Source organism: uncultured Mycobacterium sp., from assembly GCF_964249325.1.
In the GTDB taxonomy this organism is placed as follows: Bacteria; Actinomycetota; Actinomycetes; order Mycobacteriales; family Mycobacteriaceae; genus Mycobacterium.
This window is the reverse complement of record NZ_CAXUCH010000134.1, coordinates 1-11,625: the sequence shown is the minus strand read 5'-3', so window position 1 is coordinate 11,625 and position 11,625 is coordinate 1. Positions and strand designations below refer to the sequence as shown.

11 protein-coding genes are annotated in these 11,625 nt (G+C 65.4%); 5 read left to right on the top strand and 6 right to left on the bottom strand.

The window, feature by feature from the left end:
* Positions 1 to 338: GTP-binding protein (locus ACFE99_RS16285; protein ID WP_375487062.1), on the bottom strand; the 338-nt coding region annotated here is incomplete at its 3' end.
* Positions 338 to 1,282 (bottom strand): sulfate adenylyltransferase subunit CysD, encoded by a 945-nt coding sequence (gene cysD / locus ACFE99_RS16280; protein ID WP_375487060.1) that lies wholly within the window; start codon positions 1,280 to 1,282, stop codon positions 338 to 340. The genes cysD and ACFE99_RS16285, both read right to left, overlap by 1 nt.
* Positions 1,283 to 1,393: 111 nt before the next feature.
* Here cysD and ACFE99_RS16275 point away from each other — a divergent pair, with 111 nt between their 5' ends.
* The 5 genes from ACFE99_RS16275 to ACFE99_RS16255 all read left to right on the top strand — a co-directional run bounded on the left by ACFE99_RS16275 (position 1,394) and on the right by ACFE99_RS16255 (position 7,686).
* Positions 1,394 to 2,392, top strand: a complete 999-nt coding sequence (locus ACFE99_RS16275) for a YihY/virulence factor BrkB family protein (protein WP_375487058.1) — start codon at positions 1,394 to 1,396, stop codon at positions 2,390 to 2,392.
* A 40-nt stretch (positions 2,393 to 2,432) separates the two neighbouring features.
* Positions 2,433 to 3,299, top strand: a complete 867-nt coding sequence (locus ACFE99_RS16270; protein ID WP_375487056.1) for an SDR family oxidoreductase — start codon at positions 2,433 to 2,435, stop codon at positions 3,297 to 3,299.
* 98 nt (positions 3,300 to 3,397) lie between these two features.
* Complete coding sequence (locus ACFE99_RS16265; protein WP_375487054.1) at positions 3,398 to 3,871, top strand: hypothetical protein; 474 nt, start codon at positions 3,398 to 3,400, stop codon at positions 3,869 to 3,871.
* A gap of 36 nt (positions 3,872 to 3,907) precedes the next feature.
* Complete coding sequence (locus ACFE99_RS16260; protein ID WP_375487052.1) at positions 3,908 to 6,298, top strand: aminotransferase class I/II-fold pyridoxal phosphate-dependent enzyme; 2,391 nt, start codon at positions 3,908 to 3,910, stop codon at positions 6,296 to 6,298.
* Positions 6,295 to 7,686, top strand: coding sequence for an NAD(P)/FAD-dependent oxidoreductase (locus ACFE99_RS16255; RefSeq protein ID WP_375487050.1), 1,392 nt, complete (start codon positions 6,295 to 6,297; stop codon positions 7,684 to 7,686). Before ACFE99_RS16260 ends, ACFE99_RS16255 begins: the two co-directional genes overlap by 4 nt.
* Before the next feature lie 6 nt (positions 7,687 to 7,692).
* On the opposite strand, the gene ACFE99_RS16250 is transcribed toward ACFE99_RS16255, so the two are convergent.
* From ACFE99_RS16250 to ACFE99_RS16235, 4 genes are all read right to left on the bottom strand, one after another.
* Complete coding sequence (locus ACFE99_RS16250; protein ID WP_375487048.1) at positions 7,693 to 8,847, bottom strand: 1,4-beta-xylanase; 1,155 nt, start codon at positions 8,845 to 8,847, stop codon at positions 7,693 to 7,695.
* A 176-nt stretch (positions 8,848 to 9,023) separates the two neighbouring features.
* Entirely contained in the window at positions 9,024 to 10,295 is a 1,272-nt protein-coding gene (locus tag ACFE99_RS16245) for an O-succinylhomoserine sulfhydrylase (RefSeq protein ID WP_375487046.1), read from the bottom strand.
* Positions 10,292 to 10,705 (bottom strand): rhodanese-like domain-containing protein, encoded by a 414-nt coding sequence (locus ACFE99_RS16240; RefSeq protein WP_375487044.1) that lies wholly within the window; start codon positions 10,703 to 10,705, stop codon positions 10,292 to 10,294. Before ACFE99_RS16240 ends, ACFE99_RS16245 begins: the two co-directional genes overlap by 4 nt.
* A gap of 19 nt (positions 10,706 to 10,724) precedes the next feature.
* Positions 10,725 to 11,625 (bottom strand): ATP-grasp domain-containing protein (locus ACFE99_RS16235; RefSeq protein WP_375487042.1); only part of this gene is annotated, 901 nt, incomplete at its 5' end.

The window sequence follows — 11,625 nt, the reverse complement described above, 5'->3', positions numbered from 1 at the left end:
TTGGATGCCCCGGTGAACATGTTGCGGGTATAGCGCTCATGACCGGGAGTGTCGGCCAGGATGTAGCTGCGGGTATCGGTGGAAAAGAATCGGTAGGCGACGTCGATCGTGATGCCCTGTTCACGTTCGGCGCGCAGGCCGTCGGACAGCGCGGCCAGGTCGGCGATGCCGTCGTCGCCGGTGACGGCCGCCAGGTGATCCACGGGCAGGCTGTCGGTGTCGTGCAGCAGCCGCCCGATCAGGGTGCTCTTGCCGTCGTCCACCGAGCCGGCGGTGGCGATGCGCAGCAGCTGCCGCGTTATGCCCTTGGGCGGCAGGGTCTTTTCCGCGCCCGCCATCAGAAGTAGCCCTCGCGCTTGCGGTCTTCCATCGCGGCGGCCGAGGTGCGGTCGTCGGCGCGGGTTTCGCCGCGCTCAGACACCGTCGCCGCTGCGATCTCGGCGATGACCCTGCTGATGTCGGTGGCGCGCGAGCGCACCGCACCGGTGATGGTCAGGTCGCCGACGGTGCGGTAGCGCACCCACTCCACCGCGGAGCTTTCGGCGGGTCCCGGCTCGGCGTATTCCGACACCGCCAACAGGATGCCGTCGCGTTCGAATACCTCGCGTTCGTGTGCGTAGTAGATGGACGGCAGCTCGAGGTTTTCCAGCTGGATATAGCGCCACACGTCGAGCTCGGTCCAGTTGCTCAGCGGGAATACCCGCACCTGCTCGCCCTTCTTGATCCGGCCGTTGTACAGCGACCACGGCTCCGGGCGCTGCGCACGGGGATCCCACTGGCCGAACTCGTCGCGGAAGCTGAGGATCCGCTCCTTGGCACGAGCGCGCTCCTCGTCGCGGCGGGCACCACCGAAGGCCGCGTCGAAGCCCCCGGCTTCCAGGGCGTCGAGCAGGGTGCGGGTCTGTGCCCGGTTGCGCGATGCCCCGGGACCCGGGTCCGGCACACGGCCGCTGTCGATGGACTCCTGCACCGAAGCGACGATCAGCCTGTGCCCGCGGCCGGTGACCCTGCGGTCCCGGAACTCGATCACCTCGGGAAAGTTGTGACCGGTGTCGACATGCATGACCGGGAACGGCAGTGGCAGCGGCCGAAATGCCTTTTCGGCCAGCCGAAGTAGAGTAATCGAGTCCTTGCCGGCCGAGAACAACAGCACCGGCCGCTCCAGCTCGGCGACCACCTCGCGGATGATGTGCACCGCTTCGGCTTCCAAAAGCCGCAGTTCGTCGACGCGCCGCGCGTCCGTCGGCGCGGTGTTCAGGACCGCTGGCTGGCTATTTGGCATCAAGAAAGACTAACCAAAGCGAAATCCCAGCAGATATGGCTTACGTTCACAATGAGCAAAACTCTTTCTGGGTATACGCAGTTCACAAATGCGGAGGTGGCGGGCTAGGCGATGAACCCGATAGAGCGGGCCGCTCGTGGCTTCGACGAGTGGCAGCAGCGGCATCCCGTGGTCGGGTTCCCGATCGCGGTGATCAAGAAGTTCGGCGACGACCAGGCCGGCTATCACGTCTCGCTGTTGGCCTACTACGGCTTCGTCGCGGCGTTTCCGCTGCTGCTGGCACTGACCGCGATCGTCGGCGTGGTACTGCGGTCGCACCCGAAACTGCAACAGCACCTGGTGAACTCGGCGTTTGCGGAGTTCCCGATCGTCGGCGGCCAGATCCACCAGCAACTGGGTGTGGAGCACTTCGGGAACACGTTCACGCTGACCGTCGGCATCCTGGGCTCGCTTTACGGTGCGCGAGGATTCGCCTACTCGCTGCAGAACACGCTCAACACGCTGTGGGCCGTTCCCAAAGTGGATTGGCCCGGCTTTCCGCACCGGTATGTGCGCACCGTGGTGACCCTATTGATGCTGGGGCTGATCGTCGTTGTGACCGGCGCCTCGAGCGCTGCGGCGGTCAAAGCGGCGTCGTGGGGGTTCGGCGGCTGGCCTGCGCGGACGGTCAGCTTCGTCGTGGGCAGCGCCCTTGGGACCGGGTTTTTCCTACTGCTTTTTCGTGCCTCGGCGGCCAGTCAAGTGGTCACCCGCGCCATGCTTCCCGGCGCCGCGATCAGCGCCGTGTGCTGGCAGCTGCTGCTCATGGCCGCCGGAGATATCGTCACCCACCAGCTGCGCCACGCCCAAGCCGTCGCCGGCTTCTTCGGCGCGGTGCTCGGCTTGCTGGCGTGGCTGGCGCTGCAGGCAACGGTGATCGTCTATGCAATCGAATTCGACGTCGTTCGCACCAACCGATTGTGGCCGCGCAGCATCGTTCAGCCGCCGCTGATCGACGCCGACAAGGCCTACTACAGCCAGGCGCTTCGCACCGAAACGCGTCGTCCCGAACAGCGGCTCGATATCGCCTATGAGGCCGCCGAGCAGGACGAGGAGTCACCGACCGGGTAACCGTCCCGCCAGGAACTTGACAGCTGTAAAGTCCGTCGTCATGGACAACATCAGCGGCAAAACCATCGCGATCACGGGAGCTGCCCGCGGCATCGGCCACGCCACCGCCAAAGCGCTGCTGGCGCGGGGTGCGCGGGTGGTGATCGGCGACCGCGACGTCGACGTCCTCGAGAAGGCCCTAAAAGACCTGGCCGGGCTCGCCGGTCTGGGCTCGGTGTCGGGTCATCCGCTCGACGTCACCGACCGCGAGTCGTTCGCGGCGTTCCTCGACAAGGCCCGCGCCGACGGCGGCGGGCGCATCGACGTGCTGATCAACAATGCCGGGGTGATGCCGGTCGGCGCCTTCCTGCAGCAGTCGCAGCAGGCGATCCGATCGGCGATCGAGGTCAACTTCTACGGCGTGCTCAACGGCTGCCAGCTGGTATTGCCGGAAATGGTGCAACACCGCAGCGGACACATCGTCAACATCGCGTCGATGGCCGGCATGGTGGCCGTGCCCGGGCAGGTCGTCTACGCCGGCACCAAGTTCGCGGTGGTGGGCCTGTCTACCGCACTGGCCGACGAGGTCGCCCCGCACGGCGTCACCGTCAGCGCGGTACTGCCCACCTTCACCAATACCGAGTTGATCTCCGGTACCCATCCCAGCGCCGCGCAGAAGCCGGTGGCGCCCGAGGATGTCGCCGCCGCCGTCGTCAAACTGCTCGATAAGCCCAAAACCCAAGTGTCAGTGCCGTTTTCGGGCCGCTACATCGCCACACTGGCCGCGCTGCTGCCGGCCCGGGGCCGGCGCTGGCTCAACAAGAAGATGGGCAACGACACGGTATTCCTGCACGTCGACAGCGAAGCCAGGCAGGCGTACGAGGACCGTGCGCAGCACGCGATCGGAGTCGTCGAGCACGACGACTAAGCGTGCGTCAGCTGTCGAGTCGCTGAATAACTCCGCCTGAACTGCGGTGACTGGCATAGCCTCGTGGCATAACGATCAAGCGGGGCGGAGGTTCGGAGATGACCGACGTAAATCCTCACGCGTACAACACCGCATGGCAATTCCGCGCTGACGCCTGGTGCCGGCTGGAAGAAGCCAGCGAGCGGTTGTCGACCGCCGCTGCGCGCGGACGCGATCCCGCGCCGAGCATCGAGATCGTGGAGGGGCTGCTGGCTGCGCTGCGGCCGTTCGAACGCTACTGGGCCTTCCCCGGCATTCATGTGTTCAACCAGACGCACCGCCTCTTCGCCACCGGCGCATTCGACAAATTCGGCAGGACGGTCGCCAAGATCAACCGCGCCTTGGTCACCGAGTCCTACCGCACCGGCGCGCTGGGATCACCGCTGGAAGGCGAGAACGAGGCACTGAATGCGGGTCCGGCGATCGCCGAGGTGCTGGGCCACCGCCGGCCTACGCGGCCGTACTTCGAGCTGCTGATCGTGGCGACGATGAGCGAGGCGGAAGAACGGGCGCTAGCCAACGAGATTCGATGATGTATCCTAACGGACGACTCGTTCTTCTACTAGATTTTGGTCGTCGGCAGCGGTGACGAAGCAGTGATCGCCGCCCGGCTGAACGCCAACGTGCAGGCGTGCGCGATAACGCGGCGATTCTCGCATCGCTCGCGCCGAGATATTTCAGCGTTGGCGCACTTTTGCGACGCCCACGTCGCCGAAGACCTCGCCGATCACACGCCCGAGGAACGGGCCGTGATTCTGGCCGAAGCGCTGCGGGAATCCCGCCCGGAGATCGACCTCTACCTGATCACCGAGCTCGAAGTGGAGGACGTCGCTGCGCGGCTCGGCCACCACTTCCGCCGGGTGTTCCACGCCGGGGAAGGCACACTCGACCGGCACCTGTCGCTGCTCGAGGGTGTTGCAGCGCGCTACCGGACCCCGTTTTTCAGTGCTCTTCGCGAATACAGCCACCGGCCGACCGGGGTATTTCACGCGTTGCCGATTTCGCAGGGCAAGTCGATTGTCAACTCGCACTGGATCTCCGACATGGTCCAGTTCTACGGGCTGGAGTTGTTTTTGGCGGAGACCTCGGCAACCTGTGGCGGCCTGGACTCGTTGCTGGAGCCGACCGGGCCGCTGCGCGAGGCACAGCAGTTGGCGGCCAAGACATTCGGCGCACGGCAGACCTACTTCGTCACCAACGGCACCTCGACGGCCAACAAGATCGTCGAGCAGGCGTTGGTGGCGCCCGGCGACATCGTGCTGATCGACCGCAACTGCCATCAGTCCCATCACTACGGGCTGATGATGGCCGGCGCGCAAGTCACCTATCTGGACGCCTATCCGCTCAACCAGTATTCGATGTACGGCGGGGTGCCGCTGCGCGAGATCAAGTCCCGGCTGCTGGCGCTGCGTGCGGCCGGAAAACTAGAGCGGGTCAAGCTGTTGGCCCTGACCAACTGCACCTTCGACGGGATCGTCTACGACGTCGAGCGGGTGATGGAGGAATGTCTGGCCATCAAGCCGGATCTGGTATTCCTTTGGGATGAAGCATGGTTCGCTTTCGCGCGGTTCCACCACGTCTACCGCAAACGGACGGCGATGAACGCGGCGCGGGTGATCCGCGAGCGGTTGCGCTCGCCGGAGTATCGGCAGGCCTACCTCGACCACGCCGAACAGCTCGCCGGCGCGCACGACGAGACGCTGCTCGATACCCGCTTGCTGCCTGATCCCGCCCGCGCTCGGGTCCGGGTGTACGCCACCCAATCCACCCACAAGACGCTGACCTCGCTGCGGCAGGGCTCCATGATCCACGTCTTCGACCAGGATTTCGATCAGAAGGTGCAGGAGACCTTCCACGAGGCCTACATGGCGCACACCTCCACCTCGCCGAACTATCAGATCCTTGCATCGCTCGACATCGGCCGGCGGCAAGCCGACCTAGAAGGCATGGAGCTGGTGCAAAAGCAGGTCGAGAACGCGATGCAACTGCGGGATGCGATCGACAAACACCCGCTGCTGAGCAAGTACATGCATTGTCTGTCGACGGCGGAGATGATTCCCGACCAGTTCCGCCCCTCCGGCCTGGACCAGCCACTGCGCACTGGCTTAACGAACATGGCCACCGCTTGGCGCCAAGACGAGTTCGTGCTCGACCCCAGTCGCATCACCCTGTACATCGGGCTCACCGGAATCGACGGCGACACGTTCAAACGCACGGAGCTGATGGACCGCTACGGGGTGCAGATCAACAAAACATCGCGCAACACCGTGCTGTTCATGACCAACATCGGCACCACCCGAAGCTCGGTGGCCTACCTGGTCGAGATCCTGGTCAAGCTGGCCCAAGAACTCGACGATCGGATCACCGACATGAGCTTGACCGATCGCGCGCACCACGAGCGGGCCGTGCTGCGGTTGACGACACCGTCGGCGTCGCTGCCCGATTTCAGTGGATTTCACGCCTGCTTCATCGAGAAGGACGGCGAGAGAACGGGTTCTACTCCGGACGGTGATCTTCGCCGGGCGTTCTACCTCGGCTACGACGACAGCCTGTGCGAATACCTGAGTGCTGACGAGGTGGAAGAGAAGATGGAGTCCGGTCAACCGGTGGTCTCAGCCACCTTTGTCACCCCGTATCCGCCGGGATTCCCGGTCCTGGTTCCCGGACAGGTCTTCAGCCGGCAGATCCTGTCGTTCATGCGAAGCCTCGATATCGCTGAAATCCACGGCTACAAGCCGCATCTGGGCTATCGGGTGTTCACGGACAAGGCCTTGGAGATGGCGGAGGCCAGCGTTCGCCCGTGGAGCCGAGTCGGTGACGGCCGCCAGGTGCCCAGCGGATCGGGAATACGTATCGAGGCGGAAAGCCCTGCGGCTCAGGCCGAGCCGCAGGCGTGGACGGCCGGTCCGACCGCAGCTGAACCTGCCGGTCCGCCAGAGCCGCGGGGAGCCGGACAATGACGGGGGCTGCCGGCCGGCATCGTGTGGTGATCATCGGCTCCGGCTTCGGCGGGCTGACCGCGGCCAAGGCGTTGAAGCGGGCGGACGTCGACGTCACCCTGATCTCCAAGACCACCAGCCACTTGTTTCAGCCGCTGCTCTATCAGGTGGCCACCGGGATCTTGTCCGAGGGTGAGATCGCCCCCACCACCCGGCTGATTCTGCGCAAGCAGAAGAACATCCGGGTGGTGCTGGGCGACGTGGAGGGCATCGACCTCGCTGAGCAGACGGTGACGTCGCGGCTCATGACCATGCACACCGTCACACCGTTCGACAGCCTCGTCGTCGCTGCCGGCGCTCAACAGTCCTACTTCGGCAACGACCACTTCGCCACCTACGCGCCAGGCATGAAAACCATCGACGACGCGCTGGAGCTCCGCGGCCGGATTCTGGGCGCGTTCGAGGCCGCCGAGGTCAGCACCGACCCGGCTGAGCGGCAACGCCGTCTGACGTTCGTGGTGGTGGGCGCTGGGCCCACGGGCGTCGAGTTGGCCGGCCAGATCGCCGAACTCGCCGAGCGCACCCTGGCCGGGTCGTTTCGCACCATTGATCCCAGCGAGTGCCGGGTGATCCTGCTGGACGCCGCGCCGGCAGTGATGCCGGCGATGGGTGAAAACCTCGGCGGCAAGGCGCAGCGCCGGCTGGAAAAGATGGGCGTCGAGATACAGCTCAACGCAATGGTGACTGCCGTTGACTATCAAGGTATTACGGTCAAGGACAAAGACGGCAGCGAACACCGCATCCAATGCGCGTGCAAGGTGTGGGCCGCCGGTGTGCAGGCCAGCCCGCTGGGCAAGATCCTCGCCGAGCAATCTGACGGGACCGAGGTCGACCGCGCCGGCCGGGTGCTGGTGCAGCCAGACCTGACGGTCAAGGGCCACCCGTATGTGTTCGTGGTCGGCGATGTGATGGCCGTACCGGGTGTGCCGGGGATGGCGCAGGGCGCGATCCAGGGCGCGAAGTATGCGACCAAATGCATCAAGCGTGCGCTGAAGGGCCATGACGATCCCGCCCAGCGCGCGCCGTTCAAGTACTTCGACAAGGGCAGCATGGCGACGGTGTCCAGGTTCAGCGCGGTCGCACAGGTCGGCAAGCTGGAGTTTGGTGGCGTACTGGCCTGGCTGGCCTGGCTGGTGCTGCACCTGGTCTATCTAGTTGGGTTCAAGAACCGCTTCACCACCCTGATCCATTGGGCGGTAACCTTCCTCGGCCGCAGCCGCAGCCAGATGGCCATTACCAGCCAGATGATCTACGCCAGGTTGGCGATGAGCAGGCTCGGCGAGCAGGAGCAGGGCGCCCTGGCCGCCGCTGAGCGCGCCGAGGAAGCCGAGCAGGAGGCAGCCGGTTAGCCGCGCTCAGGACGCGGTGCCGAGACTCAGCGACCGAATCGCCTGGATCTCGTTGTCCTGGAAGGGTCTTCCGTCGGGACGTAGCAGGTCGTGGAACCACGGGTCGGGAATTGCCGGGTACGGGTGATCCCACGAGTCCCACGGGAAATAGGTCTGGGTCTTCCCGGCAACCAGGCCCCAGTTGATTGCACCGACTTTGTACCGCTTCGCAATTGGCAGGATGCCCTGAATAGTGCTGCCCAACGGGCGAGCCATGTACTCGGTGCAGAGGATGGGCCGACCCAAGGGGGTGAGCTCATTGATCCGGCTCTCGAAGTTCACCGGCTCGCCATAACAGTGGAAGGTGACAACGTCGGCGTTGTCCAGTTGTATGCCGGCAATTGTGCTGCGCTGTGCGGGGTCTGCCCACGCACCTTCCCACACGCCACTGGTCAACGGTTGACTGGGGTTCACCGAACGCGCCCATTGGAACACCTGCGGAAGCAGGTCTGCGACAAGCTGCTGTTTGTCTTTCCTTTCAACCGAGCTGTACACGCGCGCGGGGTTGTCGGGTTCATTCCACACGTCCCAACCCAAGACCCTGTCGTCATTGCGGAATTGGCTCACCACTCCCGTGACATAGTCGTACATCGTGCGGAGGTAGCGGCGGTCGTCGAGTCGTTCTGCGCCCGGGCCCTGCACCCAGCCGGAGTTGTGCACCCCCGGTCGTGGTGCGCGTTGCGGGCCCAATTTCGGCAACGGGTCCCAACACGAGTCGAACAAGACGAACAGCGGCTTGATGCGGTGGCGCGCCGCGATGGTCACGAACTGCGCAAGACGAACTTGGAAGCTCCGGTGATCCTGCGCCCACAGCAGATCGTGAAGAAAGACCCGCACCGTGTTGAGCCCGTGAAAGCGCGCCCAACCCAGCTCGGTGTCGATGCGCCGAGGGTCGTAGGTGCCCGACTGAAACATCTCGAGCTGGTTAATGGCATTCGAGGTGATGTAGTTGGCACCGACGAGCCAGCCTTGCGCTTGATACCAGCGGTTGGCACGATCCGGTGACCACCGGGTTGCCTCGCCGGTTGCGCGGGGCGGTTCCGCAGCGGCGCGCGGTGCTCGGGCCAGTGCAGCGCCTCCTGCCAGCATCAGCGGTAGCTTGAGGACCGTTCGACGGTACACGAAGTGACCATAATTTGGCCGAGGCCGAATCCCCGGTATCTGCTTAGCGAGTCGGGCTAGTTTGCGTTGAGAATTGTTATCTGGCCGTCACCGCAGCGTCGCGCGGTGTCGAAATCGACGGTTTGCAGCGGAAGTTCGAGTACCGGGCGGCTAAACGTCAACCTCGGCGAACCGCGTCAACGCAGGGCCTGGTCGAGGTCGGCGATCAGGTCGTCGGTGCTTTCCAGCCCGACCGAGATCCGCACCACGTTGTCGCCCAGCCCGATCGCGGCTCGCCCCTCAGGTCCCATCGCGCGATGCGTCGTCGTCGCCGGGTGAGTGATAAGCGATTTCGCGTCACCGAGGTTGTTGGAGATATTGATCAGCCGCAGCTTGTCGACCACCTCGAATGCCCGCTGTTTTGCCACCTGCTCTGGTGCGTCGAGCGCGAAGGTGACGACGGTGCCACCGCCCGACATCTGGCGCTTGGCCAGGTCGTACTGCGGATGCGACGCCAGATACGGGTAGCGCACCCAGCTCACCGCCGGGTGGCTCTCCAGGAACTCCGCCACCCGCTGCGCCGATGCGTTGGCGTACTCAACCCGAATCGACAGTGTCTCAAGACCTTTCAGCAGCAACCATGCGTTGAAGGCACTGATCGCCGGACCGGTATGGCGCATCAGCTTTTGCACCGGGCCGTCGATGTACTCTTTGTCGCCGAGGATGGCCCCGCCGAGCACCCGGCCCTGCCCGTCCAGGTGCTTGGTACCCGAGTACACCACCACGTCGACACCGAGCGGGAAGCCCTGCTGCAGCAGCGGTGTGGCAAAGACGTTGTCCAGCACGACTTTCGCGCCCGCCGCATGCGCCATCTCGGTGACCGCAGATATATCTACCAACGACTGCATCGGGTTCGACGGTGTCTCGAAGAACACCGCCTGAGTTGGTTCGGAGAGGGCTCTCTCCCATTGAGCGAGGTCGTCGCCGTCGACGAAGACGGTCTTGATACCCCACCGCGGCAGTATTTCGTCGCACACCACGAAACACGACCCGAAGAGGCTTCGCGCGGCCACCAGCCGGTCGCCGGCACCCAGCAGCGCGCCCAGCGAGACGAACACCGCCGCCATGCCGCTCGCGGTGGCGAATGCCGCCGGCGCGCCCTCGATCAGGCGCAGCCGCTCCTCGAACATGCTGATGGTGGGGTTGCCGTAGCGCGAGTACACGTAGCGGTCGGTCTCGCCGGCGAACGCCTTCTCCGCGGCGTCCGCGGACTCGTAGACGTAGCCCGAGGTCAGATATAGCGCCTCAGCGGTTTCTTCGAACTGCGACCGGATGATTCCGCCGCGCACGCCGATGGTGGCCGGTCCCACGCCGTCGGGCAGCGGTTCCGGGGTCCGGGCCGAGCGCTCGGTCAATCTGCGCCGCTCCTCCTCATCGCTGCGCTCTGCATCGTCGCCGGCGCGCGTCATGATTGCTTCCAGGGCAGCCCGATCGCCCGCCAGCCGGCCCCTCCCCGATGACCAGCTTCGTCGAGATGGCCCTCGAAACCGTCCAGCACGTTGTATGCGGGGGTGATGCCGACTTCGGTAGCGGCCTCAGCCGCGCCGATCGACCGGTTCCCCGAGCGACACAAGAAGATCACCGGGCGGTCTTGGCGCGGCGGGACGTGCTCCAGGAGTTCGGCGAGGAAGTTCTCGTTACGCTTTCCGTCGGCGCGGTTCCATTCGACGTAGACGACGTCGCGGCCGAGGCTCGATAAGTCGGGCACTCCCACGAAGCGCCATTCGGCGTCGGTGCGCACGTCGACCAGCACCGCCTCGGGATTATCACTGAGCAGCTTCCAGGCCTGCTGGCAAGTGATATCTCCTGCGTAGCTCACTTGCGTGAGTCTCGCATACTCAACTGGGCCCCGGCGAACTCGCCGGCTGCCACAACCTGCGCAGCGCGGACGACACCTGACGAGCGCGATCACGCGCGGTCGACACGTCAGGCGCGGTGGCCAATGCCACCCCCAGCCTGCGCGGCGCTTCCGGCTCGTGGTGAGCGAAAACCCGGATGTCGCTCTCCGGTACCCGCAGGGCGTCGGCCAGGGCACGGCCATCGGCCCTGGGCTCGAGGGCTTCGCGCCCGGCATACATCACCTGGGCACCGCCCGGCGAGATCATGATGGTGTCGATCGCCAGACCGAGGATCGCGCGGGCGGCCAGCTCGAACACCGACAGCCGCTGGGTGCGAAGCGTCACCAGGCCGCTCTCATAGGGGCGGGCGGTGACATCGCAGAAGTAGACCTCGTCGCCGCGCACCATCAAGTCGACACCGAAGAGCCCGCGGCCGCCGAGCGCTTTGACGATCCGGGCGGCGATCGACTTGCCGGCATCCAGCGCAGCGTTGCTCATCTGCTGCGGCTGCCAGTATTCGCGGACGTCGCCGGTCGCCTCGCCGTGGCCGATCGGCACGCAGAACTCGGTTACCGGCCCCTTCGGCCCGTCGCTGCGCACGGTGAGCAGGGTGACGTGGTAGTCGACCTCGACCACGGTTTCGGCCAGCACCCGGGTGCTGGTGACCCGCCCACCGGCCGCTACCGCACGCTGCCAGGCGGGTTCGACGTCGTCGGGCCCCGACACCAGCGACCGGGCCTGACCGGCGACCACCCCCACCGGCTTAACCAGCAGCGGGTAGCCCGCGTGGGCGGCTACGGCCCTGAGTTCGTCGAGTGAGCCGGCGAACCAGAACGGCGCGGTGGGCAGCCCCAGCTCGTCGGCGGCCAGGCGCCGCAGCCCCTCGCCGTCGGTGGACAGC